Origin of the sequence: Halorubrum sp. SP9, assembly GCF_005435015.1 — an archaeon.
Classification (GTDB): Archaea; Halobacteriota; Halobacteria; order Halobacteriales; family Haloferacaceae; genus Halorubrum; species Halorubrum sodomense.
On sequence record NZ_SGXU01000003.1, the window covers coordinates 113706 to 134301 of the forward strand.

A 20596-nucleotide genomic window follows, 5' to 3' on the forward strand; every position below is an offset into this window, starting at 1 on the left:
GCGTTCCCGGCCGGCGAGTTCGCGGCCGATTCACTCTCTGCCGGCGTCGATCCCGGGACGAACGCGGTCGCCCTCGGAGGCGTGGATCGCGTCGAGCACCGCCTGAACGCGCGTCGCCTCCGCGAAGGAGACGAGGTCGCCGCCGTCGTCGTCGACGGCGGCCGCGAACTCGGTCAGGAGCGCGCTCACGGTGTCGCCGCGCTCGTCGACGAGCGGTTCCTCGTCGTCGCGCCCGCGGTTCCGGACGAGCCGGTACCACGCCGTCAGCGACAGCGACGCCTCGTCGCCGACGACCGTGATCGAGTTCTCCTCCTCGCCCGTGTGGTCGCACAGCAGGTCGATCGTTCCCCGGACCCCGTCGGCCCGGAACGTCCCGACCACGTCGGCCTCGTAGGCGTCCGGTCCCGAGTAGCCGACGTCCGCCGAAACGGCCTCGATCGGCCCGAACAGCTCCTGAACGCCGAACAGGAAGTGCGTCCCGACCTCGCGGAGCGGGCCGCCCTGCTCGCGCGACTCCAGCCACGCCACGTCCTGCCACTCGCGGGGCCACTCCGGGAACCGGAACCGGAGCTCGACCCGGCGCGGAGCGCCGATCTCGCCCGCGGCGACCGCCTCGCGGAGGCGGACGAACCCCGGCGTGTAGCGGAACGGGAGGTTCACGGCCGTGATCCGGTCGGTCTCCTCCGCGAGCGCGACGAGTTCCCGTCCCGTCTCCGCGTCCGCCGCGATCGGCTTCTCGCAGATGACGTGCTTGTCGGCCGCGAGCGCGTCGGCCACCACCTCGCGGTGGGCGAGCGGCGGCACGCCGACGTACACCGCGTCGAGGCCGTCGCGCTCGACGAGCGAGGCGTGGTCGGTCGTCGTCGCGGTGCGGTCGGTGCCGTGGTCGGCCGCGAGCGACGCCGCGCGGTCCGCGTCGAGGTCGCAGGCGGCGGCCAGTTCGTACCGGTCGTGGTCGTCTATCGCGGCGGCAAGGCGGTTCCCGATGACGCCGCAGCCGACGATCCCGATCTGTATCACGGCCGTCGAGAACGGGCGAGCGCGCTTGTAGCTTCGGGAGTCGGAACCGTCGCGGGACCGGTCGCGGACTGGGTCGCCCCTCAGGACTCGTCGAGCGGCCGCGCGACCATCTCGCCCCACGGCTCGAAGCCGTGGCGGTCGTAGAACCCCTTCGCGCGCTCGTTCGCGGGGTCGACGTCGAGAACCATACGGTCGAGCGGGAGGTCCTGATCGGCCGCGAGCGCGAGCGCGGCGTCCATCAGGTCGTCGGCGACGCCGGTCTCCCGATACTCGGGCGCGACGTAGATCTCGTTCAGCACCGCCGCGTCCCAGATCATCGACATGCGCTGGGGGAGGACGAAGACGTAGCCGACGACCTCGCTCCCGGAGTCCTCGGTCTCCTCCACCGCGACGGTCACGCATCGCGGATCGTCGCCATCGACGCAGCGGTCGACCCAGTCGAGCCAGCGGTCGCGGTACGCGTCGGTGAGCTTCCCCTCGTAGGCGGCCGCCTTCCCGTCGCCGCCGGTGGTCGCGCCGAGGCCGCGCTCGAAGGCGCGCTTCAGCTCGTAGAGGCCGTCCGCGTCGCGCTCGCGGTCGTAGGGGCGGATTTCGGGGCTCACGCGTCGTCACCCAGCACGAACTCCGCGAGCGTCGGCACGAAGGTCCCGATGTCCGTGACCATCCCGATCGCCTGCGCCGAGCCGCGGTCGAGGAGCTGAGTGACGGTGGCGGGGTTGATGTCGACGCAGACGGTCTTCGTCGTCGACGGGAGGCAGTTCCCGACCGCGACCGAGTGGAGCAGCGTCGCGAGCATGATCACGATGTCGGCCTCGTGGGCCTGCTCGCGGATCGCGTCCTGCGCCTCCACCGCGTCGGTGATCGTGTCCGGCAGCGGGCCGTCGTCGCGGATCGACCCCGCCAGCACGGTGTCGACATCGTTTCGCACGCACTCGTACATCACCCCCTCGGTGACGACGCCGTCCTCGACGGCGGCCTCGATCCCGCCCGCGCGGATGATCTCCGAGATGGTCCAGATGTGGTGTTTGTGACCCTTCCGCGGGTGTTCGAGCGTCTCGACGTTCATCCCGAGCGACGTGCCGTAGATGGAGCGCTCCAGGTCGTGGGTGGCGAACCCGTTGCCCGCGGAGAGCGCGTCGACGTAGCCCGCGGCGACCAGGTCCGCGAGCGCGTCGCCGGCCCCCGAGTGGATCACCGCGGGGCCGGCGACGACCATCACGTTGCCGCCCTCGTCTTTCACCGCGCGCAGCTCCTCGGCGACCTCGCGGATAGTCGACTCCGAGGGGCGCTCGGCGGAGACGCCGCCCTGCATGAAGCCGAACGCGCCGCCGCCGCTCCGCGGGCGCTCGGGGGGGTTCACCCGGATCCCCGACTGGTCGGTGGCGACGAGGTCGCCCTCCTCGACCGCGTTGAGGGTCTTCGTGTAGGCTCGCGGAGAGCCGTCCTCGCCTCGCGAGGCGTCCGCTCGGTTCCCCTCGCCGGCGTCCGCTGCCGGGTCGGGGTCCACCACCAGCGCGCAGTCCATCTCGATCCGCTCGACCGCGATCCACTCGCCGTCGTACAGCACCTCGGTCGGGTGGTTCGTCGTCGAGTAGAAGTCCGGCGGGACCACCCTGTCCGCGGGCGCCGCGACGAGGTCCACCTCGGAGGGGTCCTCGAGCACCGCGCCGTTCTGGTGGAGCTCGTGGAGGATGTCCCGCAGCGTCTCGGGGTCGTCCGCGGAGACGGTCAGCCGGCAGTACGACTCCTCGGTCTCGTGTTTCCCGACGTCGAACCGCTCGACGTCGAACGAGCCGCCGAGGTCCATCACCGCGCCGAAGCAGCGCTGTATCGTGCCGCTGTCGATGATGTGGCCCTCGAGTTCGACGGTCCGCGAGTGGGTCATACGGAGGCGTCGCGCCCGCCCGGGAAACCGGTTTCCCTCGGCCGAGAGGGGACCGCCGCCGGCGACCGCGGCGGTAGTCGGCCGGCCGCCTCAGATCAGCCCCAGCGCGGTGAGGATCTGGTTGCCGAAGATCATCGCGATCAGCCCGGCCAGCATCACGAGCCCGGACGAGACCGTGATCGTCCGTACCGCGGCGTGTCGGTCGCTGATCGGCACCCGGCTGATCACCGCCTCGGCGACCATCCGGAGGATGCGGCCGCCGTCGAGGGGGAACGCCGGCAGGCAGTTGAAAAGCGCCAGCTGGATGTTGATCCACCCCGACCAGAAGAGGAGGTTCGCGAGCAGGAAGGTCCCGCCGCCGAGCGCCGCGAGCGGCCCCTCGACCACGAAGAAGTTGGTCACCTCGCCCGTGAACCCCGCGAAGTTGAACGGGAGCCCGAACAGGCTGCCGAGCGGGAGGATGAGCGCGACGAACACGAGGCCGAGCGGCGACTCGGTGACCCCGCCGAGCGGGATCCCGTCCGCGGCCTCCGCGCCGCCGTCGCCGCCGAGGAGTTCGAGGTACGCGCCCGCGGGGTACTCGGAGACGCCCACGTCGTCGAGCGCGAGCCCGCTCATCCCGGGGAAGACGCTGACCCCGATGAACCCGCCGCCGCGGTTCGGGTGCGCGGCGAGTTCCACGTCGTACGTCTCGCGCTCGCCGTCGGCGTCGTACACCGTGACGGGGACGGTCTCGCCCGGATCGCGGTCGACGAGAACGGCCGAGAGCGCCTCGTTGTCGACGACGCGCTCGCCGTCGACCGAGACGATCGTCAGCGGCTCGCCGAGTGGAGCGCCCTCGTCGTGGATCGGGCCCCCCTCCTGAACGCCGAGGACGTATGCGCCGATTGGCACGTCAGAGACGGTGACCGCGGCCTCGCCGTCAGCCGTTTCGACCCCCGACGCGTTCTCGGCGCCGGGCGCGTCGCGGACCTGTTCGAGGACGGTCGAGTTCCCGGTCACCGTCAGCGACACGCGCTCGGCGTCGCCGACCGCGGCGAAGAACGCCGACTCGGTGGCGACGGGCTCGCCGTTCACGGCCGCGATGGTCACGGGCGATTCCGCGATCATGACCCCGAGGGGGTTGCCGCCGGCGGAGCCGACAACCTGTAGCTCGCGGTCGACCGTCACCGTCTCGCGGGTCTCGCCGCCGTCGACGGTGAGCGCGACCGACTCCCCGGCGTCGGCGATCGCGGCCTCGAACTCGGCGCTCGTCTCGATCGGGGTTCCCGCGACCTCGACGATCCGGTCGCCCTGCGAGAGGTCCGCAGCGGCCGCCGGGGAGCCGGGGTTCACCTCCCCGACCGCGTAGCCCGCCGCGGGCGAGATGGCGCCGACGACGGGGCCGAAGAGGAGCGCGAAGACGACGATCGTCAGCACCGTGTTCGCGGTGACGCCGGCCGCGAACATCCGGGCGCGGGCGCCGCGGGAGGCCTCCTGGGTCGCCTCCTCGTCGGGTTCGACGAACGCGCCCACCGGGAGCAGCGCGAAGAAGACGAGTCCCATCGAGTCGATGTCGATGTCCTCGACCCGGCAGAGGAGGCCGTGGGCCCCCTCGTGGATCACCATCGCGCCGGCGAGCCCGGCGACGATCTCGGGGGCGACCGACAGCGGGAGGAAGTCGTTGACGCCGGGGATGATGAGGAAGTTCTGCGGCTGCTGGATCGCGGCGGGCTGCGCGTTCGTGAACGCCGACCGCGCCGACGAGAGGATGAGCGCGAACGACGCCACCATCGCCACCAAGGCCCCCCCGAGCCCGAGGTTGGCGACCGCGCGCCAGAACCGCTTCGGGGCCGCGAGTCGGCCGAGGAAGGCGCGCCCGCGGAGCGTCCGGAGGGTCAACACGGGGCCGGAGACCCTGAACGCGTCCGGGAGGACCCCCCGGTTCCGCAGCCACATCGCGACCGCGGAGTACGCGAGGATCCCCGTCAGCACCCAGAACAGCGTGTTCATTACGAGCGGGTTAGGTTCGGCCGTCCCTAAGACGTTCGGTTCCCGGAATCCCGGCGGGTCGCCGTCGCGGGCGGCGAGGACTGATACGCCTCCCGCTCGTGTGGCGACGTATGACCGACGCGGACCGAACCCGTACGGAGGAGCCCGCGGACGATTCCGGCGACCCCGACGGCCCCGAGCGGTCGTTCGCGCCGCTGATGGGCGCGACGTACGTCACTGCCGGGGTCGCGCACTTTCTGATCCCCGAGCGCTTCGCGGAGGCGGTTCCGCCGTCGTTCCCGCGGCCGGTCGGGCTGGTGTACCTCTCCGGGATCGCCGAGATCCTCCTCGGGATCGGGGTCGCGTGGCCTCGGACGCGGCGCCCGTCGGCGTGGGGGATCGTCGCCCTCCTCGTCGCGGTGTTCCCGGCCAACGTCCACCTCGCTCGCGGCGACGTCATCGAGGACCTCGTCCCGGACCGGCTCGCCGGCCCGGCGCGGCTCGCGGCGTGGGTCCGCCTCCCGTTCCAGGCGGTCCTGATCGGCTGGGCGCTGCGGTACGCGCGCGCCGACGAGGCGGAGTCGACGGCGGCGGAGGCGTGAGGCTGACGCCCGCGGCGCGGCCGCGAACTCAACACCCAAGTACCCCCCGTTCCAACCGTGGCCCATGATGGCGCTCATCGACTTCGTCTCCCGGCTGGTCGGCGACATCGGGCGGTTCGTCGACATCTTCCTGAACGACCTGATCCTCGGCGCGGGCGACCCGCTCTCGGCGCTGCTCGTCGTCGTCGGACAGGTCCTGCTCGTCGCGTCCGTCGGCGTGCTCGGGTACGCGGCGGTCGGCGCGCTGCTCGGCGAAATCGGCGTGGACCTCCCCTCGCTCGGCGGGCGCGGGCGCTCGGAGTAGCGCCCCGGGATCGCGGTCCGGGCCCCCGTCCGTCTCCTCAGTCGTCGTCGACGCCGGCGGCCCGCGGGGTCCCGACGCGGCGCTCCGGACCGCCGATCGAACCCGCGGCTCCGCCCGTTCCGTCCGGGACCTCGAACTCGTTCAGCCGCGCCAGCAGCCGGTCGGACTGGTCCGAGAGGGCGTGGACACGCTCGGTCACCTCGGAGACGGTCGCGGTCTGCTGCTCGGCCGCGGCCGCGACGGTCTCCGCCTCGGTCGCGGTCTGTCCGCTCACGGAGGCGACCCCGTCGACCATGTCGACGACCTCCTGGGTCGTGCGCGCCTGGTCGTCGGTCGCGTCGCTGATCTCCTGGACGGTCTCGTCGACGGTCGTCACCTCCTCGACGACCCCCTCGAACTCCCGCAGCGTCGACTCGATCGTCTCGACGCCGTCCGCGACCTGCGCCTCCATCGCCTCGGCGTCGGCCGCGGTCTCCGCCGACGCCTCCTGAACCGCCTCGATGCGCCCGGATATCTCCGCCGCGGACTCGCGCGTCTCCTCCGCGAGCGACTTTACCTCGTCCGCGACGACCGCGAACCCGTCGCCGGAGCCGTCAGCGCGCGCCGCCTCGATGGAGGCGTTCAGCGCGAGCAGGTTGGTCTCCTCCGCGATCTCGTCGATCACGGCCGCGATCTCATCGATCTCGCCGACCCGATCTGCGAGGTCGGTGACCGCGGCCGCCGTCTCGCCGATCCGGGATTCGAGCGCCTCCAGCTCCGCGATCGCCTCGGCGGCCTCCTCGCGGCCGGACCGACCCCGCTCGGCCGCGTCGCGGGCGGTCTCTGCGGCGTCGTCCGCGCTCGCCGCAATCTCCTCGACGGTCGCTGACAGCGTGTTCATCTCGGCGGCGATCGCCTCCAGCTCGTCGGTCTGTTCGGCCGCGCCGTCTGAGATCTCCTGGACCGAGCCGGCCACCTCGCCGCTCGCGTCGTCGACCTCGTCCATGCTCGCGCGCACCTCGTCCGCGGTGCCGGCCACGTCCGCCGTGAACGCGCCGACGTCGCCGAGCGTCTCGCCCAGCGTCGCGACGAGCCGGTTGTAGTTGTCGACGAGTTCGGCGTAGCGGTCCTCGTCGGTCGCCAGCGCCTCGTCGTCGATCGTCGCCGTCAGGTCGCCGTCCTGCGCGCGCTCCGCGGCGTCGCCGAAGGCGTCGACGAGCGCCTCCATCTCGGTGGTGTACGCGGCGAGGTTCCCGGCCATCTCGTCGAGCGACGCGCCGAAGGAGCCGGGGACCGCCTCGTCGAGCGCCGGGTCGTCGAACTCCTGGGCCGCGAGCGCCTCCGCCTGCGCGGAGACGGTCGTGAGGTATCGGTGGACCTCGTCGAACGCGCCGACGAGGTTCCCAATCTCGTCGGGCTGGGTCGGATCGAGGGCCTCGGCGGTCCCCCCGTCTCTCCCGTCGAGCTCCCCCGCGGCGATCGCCTCCGCCTCGCGTTCGAGCGCGCGGATCGGGGCGGCGAAGTCGCGCCGGACGATGAGCAGCGTGTTGTAGATTGCGACGACGGCCCCGAGGAACAGCGCCCCGGAGGCGACGTACGCGGCGGTCCCGGAGACGACGAACTGCGTGAGGAAGATGCCGACGGTGACGAGGAACTGGATGCCGACCGCCGTGGCGACCTTGCGCTCTATCGACTCGGAGACGCCGAGCGCGTCCATCGTCCGCCACAGGAGGGCCTCGTACCGCCCGCGTATCCCGGGGCGGCGCCGTCGTGTCGTGGACATGTTCGGACCTCGACGAGAGCGGGTTATGAACCTCCCGCCGAGGTTATCACGACCGATTCCCGATTGTCAGGGGGTGAGAATCCGCCGCCCGTGAGGGGGCGACCGGGAACGGGCGGCGGGCGGTCACGGCGTCGCGGCGCCTCAGAACAGTCCGTCGACCGCCTCGGCCGCGAGGTCGACGGCGCTCTCCAAGTCGGGTCCGAGCGGCGACCCGACCACGAGCCCGTCGGCGTGTTCGGCGACGGCGGCGGCGCGCTCGCGGACGGTCTCGGGGGTGCCGGCCATACAGAACGCGTCGACCATCGCGGGCGTCACGCGCTCGAACGCGGCCGAGAACTCGCCGGCGGAGACGCGCTCGCCGATCTCGCTCGCCGCGTCCGAGTCGATCCCGTGGCGCTTCAGGACGGGGGGGGCCGCACCCGCGGCGATGAACGCGACCGGCGGGCGGGCGGCCTCGCGGGCGGCGGCCTCGCTCTCGGCGACCGACACCGCGGCGTAGGCGATCAGGTCGAACTCGCCCCGGCGGTCGGGGCGATCCGCGAGGCCGTCGTCGACCTGCTCGCGGGCCCACGCGAGGTCCTTCGGATGCGAGCCGTTGTACAGCAGTCCGTCGGCGTGTTTCGCTGCCATCCGGCACATGTGCGGCCCCTCGCCGCCGACGTGAACCGGGACGTCGGCGCCCTGCGGAGGCTCGTAGTTGAGCCCCGCGTCCGCGGCGTCGAAGGTCCCCTCGTGGTCGACGCGCTCGCCGGCCCACAGCTTCTGTGCGGTCTTGAACGCCTCCAGCACGGGACGGAGTCCGCGCTCGTCTTCGAGTCCGAGGTTTTTGAGCGTCGAGGGGTCGCCGGGGCCGATACCGAGGACGGCGCGCCCCTCCGACAGCTCGTCGAGGGTGGCGACCTTCGAGGCGAGCGTCACGGGGTGGGTCTCGGAGGGGTTCGCGACGCCCGGGCCGAGCCGGACCGAGTCGGTGGCGGCCGCGAGCCGCGAGAGGAACGCCCACGGGTCGCGGTTGTTGTAGTGACACGTCGAGTGGACGGCGTCGTAGCCGGCGTCCTCGGCGCGGACGCCGAGGTCGACGAGGCGGGACAACTCGTGTTCGGGGGTGAGTTCGATGCCGAGCATAGTTACTCCTCGTAGCTCCAGTCGCGCAGCGCCTGCCGGACGAAGTCGCCCTCGACCTCGCGGAAGTGTTCGTCCGAGCCGTCGTGGTCGCCGAACGCCCAGTCGCGGACGACGACGACCGGGGTGCCCCCGTCGCCCTCGCCGGCGACGAGGTTGGCGGCGGCGGCGAGCTCGTCGACCACGTTCTGGACGGTGACGCCCATCTCGCGGCCGTCGCGGTCGCGTTCGCCGCGCCAGTCGCGGCTCGCGGGCATTCCCGCCCACCCGATCGCGACCCCGCGCTGGCCGTGTCTGAAGGGGCGGCCGCAGGTGTCGCTGACGACGACGCGGTCGGCCGCGATCCCCTCGCGGATCCGCTCGGCGCTCTCGGAGGGCCGTTCCGGGAGCAGCAGCAGGTCGCCGTCGGGGACGTTCGAGCGGTCGATGCCCGCGTTGACGCCGATATGCCCGAAGCGGGTCGCGGTGAGGAGGAACGGCGCTTCGGTGATCAGCTCCGTCGACTCCTCGATGACGGCCTGCGCGAAGCGCGGGTCCTTCTCCTCGCCCGCAATTTCGCCGAGGCGGTCGGCGACCGCCTCCGCTCGCGGGCTCGCCGGGAAGTCAGCGAGGTCGAAGACGCGCCCCTCGGCCTTCGAGACGACCGTGCTGGCGACGACGACGACGTCGTCCTCGCGGAGGTCGACGCGCTCGTCGATCATGGCCGCGAGGTCGTCTCCCGCCCGGATCTCCGGGAGGTCCGGGACCGCGAACAGCTCCATACATGTACCTGCGTGGCGACGAGGAAAAACCCCGCCGGTACCGGGCCGGTTTGACGGTATCCGGCGGGGTTTGAAGCTCCCCAAGTCGGCGCGACGCGGCTCGGAGCGAACCACGAAGTAAGAGTTCGAGATCGAATACGAGAATCGGATTCGAAAATCAATAATTACTCGTGTACGTGCCACTCCGCGTCTGTAGAGTAAACGGATATTAGGATATCCCCGGAATAATGAATCACTTAGCCGAACTGTTTTCCGTGGTGAGGTGAGACCGTCGCGTGTAATGTGTGAGCAATCGACGGAAGACGGATCGATGCCGATCGGGACGCGGACCCGCGTCCCGTCGGAAACCGACGACGACGAGCCGATCGTGACGCGGACCCGCGCCCCGTGACGGGCCGCGGGCCTCGGCTTCCCTCATTTTTGCGCGGTAACCGGTCACCGTCCGCACGGCTTATGTCCGGCTCCGCCGAACCCGAGGTGTGGACCTCCACGTCCGGTACGAGGGCGACGACGACCCCGAGAAGTGTACGGCCCGGAAGCTCTCGCGCTTCGACCTCGCGGAGCTTCACCGCTCGGACCGGGCCACGCCGTACGGAGTCGTCCTTAACCCCCACGCGGAGCGGGCGCTCTCGCCCGCGGACGCCGAGATGGCTCGCGAGAACGCGCTCGTCGCGCTCGACTGCTCGTGGGAGTCGGCCGGCGAGAAGCAGTTCACGCTCCCGGGCGAACACCGCGCGCTGCCGTACCTCGTCGCCGCGAACCCCGTGAACTTCGGGCGGCCGATGCGGCTCACCACCGTCGAGGCGTTCGCGGCCGCGCTGATAATCCTCGGCGAGCGCGACCACGCGGAGCGCGTCCTCGCGAAGTTCACGTGGGGCGAGACGTTCCTCGAACTCAACGCGGAGCCGCTCCGGCGGTACGCCGACTGCGAGGACTCGTCGGAGATCGTCGCGGTCCAGCAGGAGTACCTCGACCGCGAGTAGCCCCGACGCGGTCCGACCCCTCCCGCGCCGATACCGGCACCGAACGGGGTCGCGACAAGCCTTTTGGGTGAATCGACCGTACGACGTGACGATGGTATCCACAGGCGACGCCGCACCCACGTTCACCGCGACGATCGGGACGAGCGACCACGAGCCGTTCGACCTCGACGACCACGTCGGCGACGGGCCGGTCGTGCTCGCGTTCTTCCCCGGCGCGTTCACGCCGCCGTGTACGAACGAGATGATCGCGTTCCAGGAACGCGCCGACGCGTTCGAGGGGGCCGGCGCCACCCTGCTCGGGATCAGCGCCGACTCGCCGTTCTCGCAGGGCGCGTTCCGCGAGGAACACGGCATCGAGTTCGACCTCGTGAGCGACATGGCCGGCGACGCGATCAGGGCGTACGACCTCGAGATCGACATCGCCGAGCTCGGGCTCCACGGGATCGCGAACCGCGCCGTGTTCGTGATCGACGACGACGGCCAGGTCGTCTACGACTGGGTCGCCGACGACCCGACGAACGAACCCGACTACGACGCGGTCCTCGACGCCGTCGAGAGCGCGTAATAAGTAGCTGATCGTGGAGTAGTCGGTTCCGTTGCTGTTCCGATCATCTTTTTATAAGGCATCGCGGTGCCCGTAGTGGCGAATCCTTCCGGAGCCCCAGCCGATCATTTATAAATGGATGCTGGCGGATCCGCGGTGAAAACCTCCAAAGCCCCAGCCGTGAGGCGGGCGCACGCTCGTTGCGCTCCTCGTCACTCGCTTCGCTCGTTCCTACGGTGCTTACGTCGCCTGCGCCCGCCTCACGGCTGCCCCTTTGAGTCCCGCCCCGCACAGCAACCGCACCTCACGCCTCCCCATCCTCGTCGGTCGCCGTCGCTTCGCTCGGCGACCGACTCCCTCGCACGCGCTCCTCGCGGGCCACAGGCCCGCTCGGAGGCGCGCGCCAGTGTGGAAGGCTGCCTCTTCTGACTCGCTTAAAAATGATACTCTCGCGAAAACAGCGGCTATTCTCCGACGCCGCCGCCGATGGCGCCCGCGAGCGCCGAGTCGACCGCGAACAGGAACGTGAGGAACAGCCCGACCGCGAGGACGCCGGCGACGGCGAGCAGGCTCCCGAGCGGCCCGCCGACCAGCCCGACGAGGCTCCCGAACGCGGCGAGCGCGAAGGTGACGACGATCCCACTCACCGACCCCGCGAGTAGCCCATAGACGGATAAACACTCGCGGACGTTTTATTATCTCTAAGTTCTATTTTAATAATATTTTATAAAATAACCCGCAAGAATGGCAGCCGAATTAATAACGCTGCGGCGGATAGGGGGACCCAATGAGTGACACACGCGAATCGAACGGCCCCGACGCGGGGTCGACCGATCGACGGCCCGGCGAGGCGACCGATCGCCCCGACGGGGCGCAGCTCCGGCTCGCGGTGCCGGACATGGACTGCGCGTCGTGCGCCGGGAAAGTCGAGGGGGCGCTGGACCGCGAGGGCGTCCTCTCGGTCGACACCCGCCCGACGACGGGCGTCGTCGTCCTCGCGTACGACCCCGACCGGACCGACGCCGAGGCGCTGACGGCCGCCGTCGAGCGCGCCGGCTACGCGGTCGCGGACGCCGAGTCCGACGGCGTCGCCGACGACCTGTTCACGAGCCCCCGTGCGGTCGCGACCGCGGTCGGCGGCGCCTTCCTCGCGGTCGGGCTCGTCCTGGAGTGGCTGCTCCCGGGCCTCGACCCGACGTTCGCCACTATCGGCGGCGTCGGCTTCCTCGGACCGTGGGCCGTCACCGGCGCGTCGGTCGCGTACCTGCTGGCCGTCGCCGTCGCCGGCCCGCCGATCTTCCGGAACGGCTTCTACTCGCTTCGCGGCCTGAGCCTCGATATCGACCTCCTGATGAGCGTGGGCGTCGTCGCCGCGCTGCTCGTGGACCTCCCGTTCGAGGCGGCGACGCTCGCGGTGCTGTTCTCGGTCGCGGAGCTCCTCGAACGCTACTCGATCGACCGGGCGCGCACCTCCCTCCGCGAGCTGATGGAGCTGTCGCCCGACGAGGCGGTCGTGATCCGCGACGGCGAGGAGGTGACGGTGCCCGCCGAGAGCGTCGCCACGGGCGAGCGGCTGGCGGTGCGCCCCGGCGAGCGCGTCCCCCTCGACGGGGTCGTCCGCGAGGGCTCCGGCGCCGTCGACGAGTCGCCGATCACCGGCGAGTCGGTCCCCGCGGAGAAGGCGCTCGGAGACGAGGTGTACGCCGGCTCGATCAACGAGGCCGGCTACCTCGAGATCGAGGCGACCGCGCCCGCGGAGGAGTCGACGATCGCGAAGGTCGTCGAGCTCGTCGAGGCCGCCAACGGCGAGGAGACCCGCGCCGAGCGGTTCGTCGACCGGTTCGCGAGCGTCTACACCCCGATCGTCGTGGTCGGCGCGATCGCCACCGCGACGCTCGGCCCGGTCCTCGTCGGCGGCGGCGCGGAGACGTGGTTCGTCCGCGGGCTCACGCTGCTCGTGGTCGCGTGTCCGTGCGCGTTCGTCATCTCGACCCCCGTCAGCGTCGTCTCCGGCGTCACGGCGGCCGCTCGCAACGGAGTCCTCATCAAGGGCGGCGAGCACCTGGAGGCCGCCGGCGACGTCGACGCCGTCGCGCTCGACAAGACCGGGACGCTCACGCGCGGCGAACTGTCGGTGACCGACGTCGTCCCGCTGGGCGACCGCGACGCCGACGACGTCCTCGCGTGCGCGACCGCCATCGAGCGTCGGAGCGAGCACCCGGTCGCGGCGGCGATCGTCGCGCACGGCGCCGAGACGGGTGGCGAGGCGGCCGCCGTCGACGGATCGACGGCCGAGACCGACGTCACCGACTTCGAGGCGCTGACCGGCGAGGGCGTCCGCGCCGACCTCGACGGCGAGACCCACTACGCCGGCAAGCCCTCGCTGTTCGAGGAGCTGGGCTTCGACCTGAGCCACGCGCACGTCCGCTCGGACGGCGGCGTGATTCGGGAGCGCGACGCGGACGGCGACGCCCACGACGACGCGAGCGCAAGCGTCACCGAACCCGAGCCCTGCGACCACGGCCGGTACCTCGACCTGGCGAGCGAGACGATCCCCCGGCTCCAGGCCGAGGGGAAGACGGTCGTCCTCGTGGGGACCGAGGCGGAGCTGGAGGGCGTCATCGCGGTCGCGGACACCGTCCGCCCGGAGGCGGCGTGGGTCGTCGACCGGCTCCACGGCCTCGGGGTCGACCGCGTCGCGATGCTCACCGGCGACAACGAGCGGACCGCCCGGGCGATCGGCGAGCGCGTCGGCGTCGACGAGGTGCGCGCGGAGCTGCTCCCGGACGAGAAGGTCGCGGCCGTGCGGGAACTCGCGGCCGAGACCGACGGCGGCGTCGCGATGATCGGGGACGGGATCAACGACGCGCCCGCGCTGGCGGCCGCAGACGTGGGTATCGCGATGGGCGCCGCCGGCACCGACACCGCCATCGAGACCGCGGACGTGGCGCTGATGGCCGACGACCTGACGCGGCTCCCGTACGTGATCGACCTCTCCTCGCGCGCGAGTTCGACGATCCGGACGAACATCGGGGCCTCGCTCGCCGTCAAGGCGCTGCTCGCCGCGGGCGCACCGCTCGGCTACGTGAGCGTCGCGATGGCCGTGGTCGTCGGCGACATGGGGATGAGCCTCGGCGTCACCGGCAACGCGCTCCGCCTCGGCAACGTCGAGCCCGCCGAGCCGCCGGCGGCGGACGCGGACCCCGACGAGTCCGGCGCGTAGCGGAGCGCGCCGTCTTTCGGCGGAAGCCGGCGGAACCGCCCTCACGATTTTTATCTGACCCGCGGTAATTCGCGCGTATGCCCTCCGAGCGCGGACCCGCGGCCGCGGCCGACGCGGTCGACGCCGTCGACCCCCCCGAATCGGTCGAGGACGCCGAGCGCGAGGAGCCGAGCGAGCGCGACGACTCGGGAACCGCCGCCGGCGTCGACGGGGGTCGCGGTCCCGGACCCGGGGCGATCGAGTGGGGACCGGTCCGCCACGACCGGCTCCGCTCGCTCGCCGCCGGCGCGACGGGCGGGATCGTCGGCGCGGTCCTCGTCGGAATCGGCGCCGTCGCCGTCGCCGCGCTCAGTGGGGCCGGCGGGTTCGAGCCGCCGACCGTCGGCCTCGCCGAGGCCGCCGTCGCCGTCGGGTTCCTGTTCGCGCTCGCGGTCGCCACCCTCCCCTCGCTGTACGTCTGGTACCGCGAGACCCCCGTCAGCGAGCTGACGGTCTCCCGGCTGCGCGAGGCCGCGGGCGCGCTCAGTCCCGGGTGGACGCTCGCCGGGCTCGGCGCGGTCGTCGCCGCGGCGATGGCGCTCCCGACGGATTTTCTCCCCGCCTTCTGGCCGCTGTTCTGGCTCGTCTGGTTCGTGCCGGCCGTCGCCCAGTCGTCGGGGAAGGTCGTCCGGCTCGATCCGGCCGAAGCGACGGTCGAGCGGACCGACCCGAGCTACGACCGAACCCGGAGCGACGACCTCGGGTCGGTCGTGCGGACGCGGCGGATCGACCTCCGGTGGACGACGCTGTTCCTGCTCGCGTACCGCGGGAACGCGTGGTTCCGGTCGACGCCGTGGCTGTTCGTTCCGACCGACCGCGCCGACGCGGTCGAGTCGGCGCTCGACGCGGTGCTCTCCGCGAGCGACGGCCCGGACCGCGCGAGCGTCCCGGAACGGCTCACGCTCGCCGTGTTGGGGTCGTTCTCGCTCGTCGTCGGCCTCCTCATGGCCGTCGCGGCCGGCGAGGGGGCGGGCGGACTGGCGCTGGCGCTGCTCACGGCGCCGTTCTCGCTGCTGTTTCTCGCGCTCGCGGCACGGCTGTGAGCCGGGGACGCGGTCGGACCCCGGCCCGCCGGCACACCGGACGTGCCACCCCCTACCACGCGACTCATATACCCACAACCCCTAAACACGGGTATGGACAGACAGCGCCTGGAGAGCGCGCTCGAAGACGAGTTCGGCGGGAGCGAGGCCGAACGGCGCGCCGTCTCGCGGGCGGCCCGCGACCTCGTCGACTCCGAACGACCCTCCGAGGACCGCGGCCACGGACTGACCGTGGCGGGAGTGATCGGCCACCTGGAGGACGCGCCGGACGGCTCCTCGCTGGTCGAACGGTGGAACTGGTGGATGGGCGCGCTCGACGCCGCCTACGGCGGCTACGACTACTTCACGGTGCGGTTCGTCGAGGACGACGAGGCGACCGACCTCCGTCGTTAAGCGGGAACCGAAGCGGGAGTCTCCGCCCGGTCGAGGTCTCGAGCCGGCCGCCGGCGAGCCGGAACCCTCCACTTTCACTTTCACTCCGCGGACGGCTCGGTTATAGGTGCGTTCCGGCTCGACCGAGACGTATGAGCGCAGTCACCGCCGACCGACCGCGGTACGCGACGCCGACGCGCGTGGACGTCACCGAGTGTCGAACCGACCGCCTCCCGGAACGGGTCCGGGCGAACCGCGTCGACGGCAGCGAGGTCCACCTCGAACGCCGCGGCGGGCGGACGTTCCTCGTCACGCGACCGAGCGAGTGACCGCTGCCGCCGGGCAGCGACGAGGGGAGAGAACTGGTAGCGGCCGTCAGTCGTCGGCCGTCAGCTCCGTGTGCGCCGCGTCGCCGCCCCCGAGTCGGCTGTCGAGGCCCACGCCGAGCGTCTCGTTCGTGCGCGCGATCGACTCGGCCGCGTCGACGTCGGTCGCCATCGCGCGGATCGCGTCGACGTTCTCCGGGACGACGTCCGCCTCCTGGTGGACGTTCTGGAAGAGGTAGAGGTCCCGTCCCGCGACGCTTATCGACTCCTCCCAGACGCAGTTCTCCCAGAGGTCACCGCGGGGGCGGCCCGCGTCGGCCGCGTACTCCTTCAGGGCGCCGGCGCCGTCGACGTCGGCCGCCTCGGGGACGAGGAAGATGCGGCTCTCGCCGGCGAGCAGGTCGCGGACGGCCTGCGAGTCGGGGTCGGTCTCGAGGGTGACGTTGACGCTGTGTGTGTGCATCGCCGTGACCGGCGCCCGCAGCGCCGCGGTGTCGACCGCGAGGTCGGGAAGTATCTCGTTCACGTCCGGGCCGTGGTGAGAGGGGACCGTCGCCGGGTCGGGGACGATGTCGTTTATCGGACCGCGGTCGGTCTCGCTCGGGTCACCGCCGCGGCGCACGAGGGTGACGCGCGCCTTCTCGACGCCGTACGTCTCGTCGAGGGGCGCGAGCAGCCGCGAGAGCGCGGTGGTGTTACAGGAGACGACCCGGACGGAGTCGGCGCCCCGCGCCGCCTCGAACCGGCCGCGGGCGTTGAACGAGGCGTCTGCGACGGCGACGTCCTCGCCGCCCTGAAAGATCGCCGGGGTGTCGTGGGCCTCGTAGACGGGCGCGTTGCGCTCCCCGACGCCGGAGGGCGCGCAGTCGACGACGACGTCGACGGCGTCGAGCAGGTCGCCGAGGGTTCCGGCCAGGTCGACGCCGGCGGCCGCGAACTCGTCGGCGCGGTCCTCGACGGCCGCGTACAGGGCGTAGTCGCGGCGAGCAGCGGCCTCGACCCCGTAGTCGGGCGACGCCTTCGTCACGCCGGCGAGCTCCATGTCGGGCTGAGCCGCGACGGCGTCCGCGACCCGCTTCCCGATCGTGCCGTACCCGTTGACGCCCACGCGTATCATGCCTGTCCGTCGCTCGGGGACCGACATAATGTTTTCGAGAACAGCAAAATGAAATTAACTACCCCACGAGTAAGCGGTCGGTTAATTCGACGGCGATCGGCACCGGACGTAAATAATTCGGTTACGGAATAGAGTGAATTCGTCGATGGCAAGGCCTAACGCCCGGCCGGACGGAGACGCGGGTATGGCAACCGACCTCTCCGACGCCGCGTCGACCGCGGTCGAACAGTGTCTGAACGTCGCGCCCGACGAGTCGGTCGTCGTGGTTACCGACGACGAGCGCGAGCCGATCGGCGAGGCGCTCTACGCGGCGGCGAGTGACGTCACCGACGACGCGACGGTCCTGCGATATCCGCCGGCGGACCAGCACGGGACGGAACCCCCGGAGCCGGTCGCGGCCGCGATGCGAGAGGCCGACGTCTTCCTCGCGCCGACGACGAAGAGCCTGAGTCACACCCGCGCTCGCGGCGCCGCCTGCGACGCCGGCGCGCGCGGCGCGACCCTCCCGGGGATCACCGAGGACGTGTTCACGACCGGGCTCGACGCCGACTACGCCGCCATCGACGCCGCCTGCGACGGCGTGCTCGCGCAGGTCGGGGAGGCGGAGGAGGTCCGGGTCACCGCGCCCGCCGGCACCGACATCACGTTCGGGATCGGCGACCGCGAGTGGCTCGCCGACACGGGGATGGTCCGGGAGCCGGGCGACTTCTCGAACCTCCCCGCGGGCGAGGTGTTCGTCGCGCCCGAGACCGCGACCGGGACGTTCGTCGTCGACGGGACGATGATGCCTCACGGCCTGCTCGACGAGGGGCAGACGCTCGCGTTCGAGGTCGAGGACGGGTTCGTGACCGAGATCGGCGACGAGGAGATCCGCGCCGACGTGGAGGCCGCCGCCGAGGCGGTCGGCGACGCCGCCTACAACCTCGCGGAGCTCGGCATCGGCACCAACGGCGGCGTCGAGGAACTGGTCGGCTCGGTCCTCTTAGACGAGAAGGCCGGCGGCACCGTTCACATCGCGATCGGCGACAACGCCGGGATCGGCGGCGAGACCGACGCGCCGCTCCACCTCGACGGCATCGTCCGGAACCCGACCGTCTACGCCGACGGCGAGCCGGTCGACCTACCGAGCGCGTAGGAACGGCTAGAGCGGATATCGACCTTTTTATTTACAAATGAACGAGGCGGTGGCGCGTGCCGGCGAGCGGCCGGAGCGAAGCGGAGGCCGCGAGTCAGCACGCGCGAGGGAGTCGCGAGCGAAGCGAGCGACGAGGGTGGGGAGGCGTGAGGAGCTGTGCGGAGCGGTGCGGGGTGGGACTCGAAGGGGCGGCCGCGAGGCGGGCGCAGGCGACGTAAGGACCGCAGGGAGCGAGCAGTGCGAGCGACCGAGGACCGCAGCGAGCGTGCGCCCGCCTCGCGGCCGGGGCTTCGGCGGTGTTCGCCGCGCCGGCAGCAACGGAGAGACGCCGAGCGATCCCGCGTCTCACTCGTCTTCTTCCACGTCCGCGAGCGCCACGCCTGCCACCTCGCGGACGCCGACCACCTGGTGGCGCCAGCCGTCTCCCGCATCCACGCAGAGCGTCCCGACCCCCGTAACCACCACGGACACGCCGGGCCCGTACCCGAGCGCGACGACCGTCTCGTCCACGGGCAGGTCCGCGACCGCCCACGTCTCGTCCTCCCACTCGCCCGCACCCGAGTGAACCAACAGATCGCCGTCGACGACCGCCATCGCGTGACCGTCGCCGTCGGCCGCGACCGCGTCCGCGGCGCCCTCGCGAGCCGTCATCCAGCCGTTGCCGAGCCAGTAGAGCCCCGCACCGGTCGCCGCGAGGGGCGTCCCGGACCCGGCCGCGTCGCGCGCGTCGTCGAGGCCGACGTCCGTGAGTCCGTCCTCGCCCGCCCGGTACACCCCCTCCGCGCCCGCGACGAGCGCGCCGTCGACCGCGCGGGGCTCCGCGACGGATCCGAGGCGCGTCGTCGACGGCGCTGCCGACGGGCCGCCCTCCTCGCCCCCCTGTAACTCGACGCGCCCGACCGCGCCGTCTTCGCGGGCGACGAGGAGCGACCCGTCACGCGCCCCCGTCGCGCCCACCGCGACCGCCGGACAGTCGTCGACGAGCGCGAACTCCGGGTCGTCCCCGACCGCGGCGACGGCGAGTCCGTCGGGCGTGGCCGCGGCGACGAGGTCGGCGGCCCCGTCGCCGCGCGAGAGGACCGCGACGTCGCGGGCGGGGTCGCGGGCGACCATGTCGAACGCGCCGACCTTGTCGGCCGACAGCGAGACGCGGACGACTCCGGCCCCCGTCGCGACGTAGGCGTCGGTGCGGCCGGCGCTGCCCGCGTACACGCGCTTTTCGTCTATCGAGATGTCGTCCTCGGCGGGAGCCATCGAGCGGGCGTTCTCCGCGGGGCGACATAAGCCCCGCGCGCCTGGAACGGGCGCGCGTTCCGACGGGACGCGAACGGGCGCGCGTTCCGACGGCCATTTGAGCGCCCCTCGCGTACGTCGGTTCGTGCAATCGGTCGCCGCCGACCTCGCGGCGCTGCTCGCGGACGTGGTCCCCCGGCTGGCTCGGATCACGGCGTTCATCGCGGGCGGCGTCTTCGTCGCCAACGTCGCCGTCGCGTTCGGATTGGTCCGGTACGTCGCCGGAGTCGCGGGATGGCTCACGCGGCCGGCGAATCTCCCGGACGAGGTCGGCACGGCGATCCTCACGACCGCGGCGTCGACGACCGCGGGCTACGCGACGCTCGCGGAGTACCGCGAGGCCGGGCTGCTCGACGACCGCGCGACGCTCGTCGCGGTGGTGATGAACACGTTCTTCGGCTTCGTCCAGCACGTGTTCACCTACTACGTCCCGGTGTTGATCCCGATCCTCGGGGTCACCACCGGCGCCGTCTACGTCGGCGCGCGCGCCGGCATCGCGCTGCTGATCACGGTCACGGGCGTCGTCGCCGGCGGACTGCTCCTCTCCGAGTCGAACGTCGACCGGTCCGCGCTCGACGACGTCGACGCGACCGGGCCCGAAGACGACGACCGCACCGACCGGGAGCGCGTCCGCGACGCAGCCGAGAAGTCGTGGGGGACGCTCCGCCGGATCGTCCCGCGGCTCGCGGTCGTGTACACGCTCGTCATCTGGCTCGTCACGACCTACGACGTGGCGGCGCTGACGGACGTCGCGGAGCCGATCACGAGCGTGCTCGGGCTCCCCGGCGAAGCGGTACCCGTCATCGCGGTGTTCACGCTCGACACGACCGCGGGCGCGGCGACGCTGGCCGGGACCGAAGCCGGCACCTTCACCGCCCGCACCGCGGTCGCGTCGCTGCTCATCGGGAGCATCCTCTCGTTCGCCGTCTCGACGTTCCGGCGCTCGATCCCCTTCCAGTACGGGATCTGGGGCGCGTCGTTCGGCACAAAGGTGATCGTCGTCAACACCGCGCTGAAGCTCGCCTTCATCTCCGCGACGGTCGCGCTGCTGCTCGCACCGGTGTGGTGAGTTTCCCGTACCCGAATCAGTAGGT

The 20596-nt window shown here is 71.9% G+C and carries 19 protein-coding genes and 1 pseudogene; 10 read left to right on the forward strand and 10 right to left on the reverse strand.

Annotated elements, in window-relative coordinates:
- Positions 1 to 30 precede the first annotated feature (30 nt).
- The 4 genes from EXE45_RS03535 to EXE45_RS03550 all read right to left on the reverse strand — a co-directional run bounded on the left by EXE45_RS03535 (position 31) and on the right by EXE45_RS03550 (position 4897).
- Positions 31 to 1020 (reverse strand): Gfo/Idh/MocA family protein, encoded by a 990-nt coding sequence (locus tag EXE45_RS03535; RefSeq protein ID WP_137693557.1) that lies wholly within the window; start codon positions 1018 to 1020, stop codon positions 31 to 33.
- 80 nt (positions 1021 to 1100) lie between these two features.
- Positions 1101 to 1622, reverse strand: a complete 522-nt coding sequence (locus EXE45_RS03540; protein ID WP_137693558.1) for a GNAT family N-acetyltransferase — start codon at positions 1620 to 1622, stop codon at positions 1101 to 1103.
- Positions 1619 to 2905, reverse strand: coding sequence for a TIGR00300 family protein (locus EXE45_RS03545; protein WP_137693559.1), 1287 nt, complete (start codon positions 2903 to 2905; stop codon positions 1619 to 1621). Before EXE45_RS03545 ends, EXE45_RS03540 begins: the two co-directional genes overlap by 4 nt.
- Positions 2906 to 2995: 90 nt before the next feature.
- Positions 2996 to 4897 (reverse strand): site-2 protease family protein, encoded by a 1902-nt coding sequence (locus tag EXE45_RS03550; protein ID WP_137693560.1) that lies wholly within the window; start codon positions 4895 to 4897, stop codon positions 2996 to 2998.
- Positions 4898 to 5007: 110 nt separating this feature from the next.
- Between EXE45_RS03550 and EXE45_RS03555 the strand changes: the two genes are divergently transcribed.
- Together EXE45_RS03555 and EXE45_RS03560 are read left to right on the forward strand one after the other, a co-directional pair.
- Complete coding sequence (locus EXE45_RS03555) at positions 5008 to 5478, forward strand: DoxX family membrane protein (protein WP_092923968.1); 471 nt, start codon at positions 5008 to 5010, stop codon at positions 5476 to 5478.
- 64 nt (positions 5479 to 5542) lie between these two features.
- Positions 5543 to 5782, forward strand: a complete 240-nt coding sequence (locus EXE45_RS03560) for a hypothetical protein (protein WP_092923965.1) — start codon at positions 5543 to 5545, stop codon at positions 5780 to 5782.
- Positions 5783 to 5819: 37 nt separating this feature from the next.
- On the opposite strand, the gene EXE45_RS03565 is transcribed toward EXE45_RS03560, so the two are convergent.
- The 3 genes from EXE45_RS03565 to EXE45_RS03575 form a co-directional block, all read right to left on the reverse strand.
- Positions 5820 to 7478 (reverse strand): methyl-accepting chemotaxis protein, encoded by a 1659-nt coding sequence (locus EXE45_RS03565; protein WP_092924326.1) that lies wholly within the window; start codon positions 7476 to 7478, stop codon positions 5820 to 5822.
- 207 nt (positions 7479 to 7685) lie between these two features.
- Positions 7686 to 8669, reverse strand: coding sequence for a 5,10-methylenetetrahydromethanopterin reductase (locus EXE45_RS03570; RefSeq protein ID WP_137693561.1), 984 nt, complete (start codon positions 8667 to 8669; stop codon positions 7686 to 7688).
- A gap of 2 nt (positions 8670 to 8671) precedes the next feature.
- Positions 8672 to 9427 carry a coenzyme F420-0:L-glutamate ligase gene (locus EXE45_RS03575; RefSeq protein WP_137693562.1) on the reverse strand — a complete coding sequence of 252 codons (756 nt, stop codon included), beginning with the start codon at positions 9425 to 9427 and terminating at the stop codon, positions 8672 to 8674.
- A 479-nt stretch (positions 9428 to 9906) separates the two neighbouring features.
- Here EXE45_RS03575 and EXE45_RS03580 point away from each other — a divergent pair, with 479 nt between their 5' ends.
- Positions 9907 to 10410 (forward strand): DUF367 family protein, encoded by a 504-nt coding sequence (locus EXE45_RS03580; protein WP_092923956.1) that lies wholly within the window; start codon positions 9907 to 9909, stop codon positions 10408 to 10410.
- A gap of 91 nt (positions 10411 to 10501) precedes the next feature.
- Complete coding sequence (locus EXE45_RS03585; protein WP_092923953.1) at positions 10502 to 10975, forward strand: redoxin domain-containing protein; 474 nt, start codon at positions 10502 to 10504, stop codon at positions 10973 to 10975.
- Positions 10976 to 11418: 443 nt separating this feature from the next.
- On the opposite strand, the pseudogene EXE45_RS03590 reads toward EXE45_RS03585, so the two are convergent.
- Positions 11419 to 11622: pseudogene (locus EXE45_RS03590) on the reverse strand (hypothetical protein); the annotation flags it as partial.
- A 119-nt stretch (positions 11623 to 11741) separates the two neighbouring features.
- Between EXE45_RS03590 and EXE45_RS03595 the strand changes: the two are divergent.
- From EXE45_RS03595 to EXE45_RS20290, 4 genes are all read left to right on the forward strand, one after another.
- Complete coding sequence (locus tag EXE45_RS03595) at positions 11742 to 14177, forward strand: cation-translocating P-type ATPase (protein ID WP_137693563.1); 2436 nt, start codon at positions 11742 to 11744, stop codon at positions 14175 to 14177.
- A gap of 77 nt (positions 14178 to 14254) precedes the next feature.
- Positions 14255 to 15259, forward strand: coding sequence for a hypothetical protein (locus EXE45_RS03600; protein ID WP_137693564.1), 1005 nt, complete (start codon positions 14255 to 14257; stop codon positions 15257 to 15259).
- Between the two features lie 93 nt (positions 15260 to 15352).
- The gene (locus tag EXE45_RS03605) at positions 15353 to 15652 is read left to right on the forward strand and encodes a hypothetical protein (RefSeq protein WP_092923944.1); all 300 of its coding nucleotides are present in this window, start codon (positions 15353 to 15355) and stop codon (positions 15650 to 15652) included.
- Positions 15653 to 15783: 131 nt separating this feature from the next.
- Positions 15784 to 15960, forward strand: a complete 177-nt coding sequence (locus EXE45_RS20290; RefSeq protein ID WP_167603427.1) for a hypothetical protein — start codon at positions 15784 to 15786, stop codon at positions 15958 to 15960.
- A gap of 46 nt (positions 15961 to 16006) precedes the next feature.
- Here the strand turns inward: EXE45_RS20290 and EXE45_RS03610 are convergent, their stop codons facing one another.
- Positions 16007 to 17074 (reverse strand): type II glyceraldehyde-3-phosphate dehydrogenase, encoded by a 1068-nt coding sequence (locus tag EXE45_RS03610; protein WP_092923941.1) that lies wholly within the window; start codon positions 17072 to 17074, stop codon positions 16007 to 16009.
- Positions 17075 to 17258: 184 nt separating this feature from the next.
- On the opposite strand from EXE45_RS03610, the gene EXE45_RS03615 reads away from it, so the two are divergent.
- Complete coding sequence (locus EXE45_RS03615; protein ID WP_092923938.1) at positions 17259 to 18209, forward strand: aminopeptidase; 951 nt, start codon at positions 17259 to 17261, stop codon at positions 18207 to 18209.
- Between the two features lie 345 nt (positions 18210 to 18554).
- Here EXE45_RS03615 and EXE45_RS03620 read toward each other — a convergent pair whose 3' ends face one another.
- A complete protein-coding gene (locus tag EXE45_RS03620; RefSeq protein ID WP_137693565.1) occupies positions 18555 to 19463 on the reverse strand; it encodes a hypothetical protein in 909 nt (302 codons plus the stop codon).
- Between the two features lie 124 nt (positions 19464 to 19587).
- Here EXE45_RS03620 and EXE45_RS03625 point away from each other — a divergent pair, with 124 nt between their 5' ends.
- Positions 19588 to 20571, forward strand: coding sequence for a nucleoside recognition protein (locus tag EXE45_RS03625; protein WP_092923932.1), 984 nt, complete (start codon positions 19588 to 19590; stop codon positions 20569 to 20571).
- Positions 20572 to 20596: the final 25 nt, after the last annotated feature.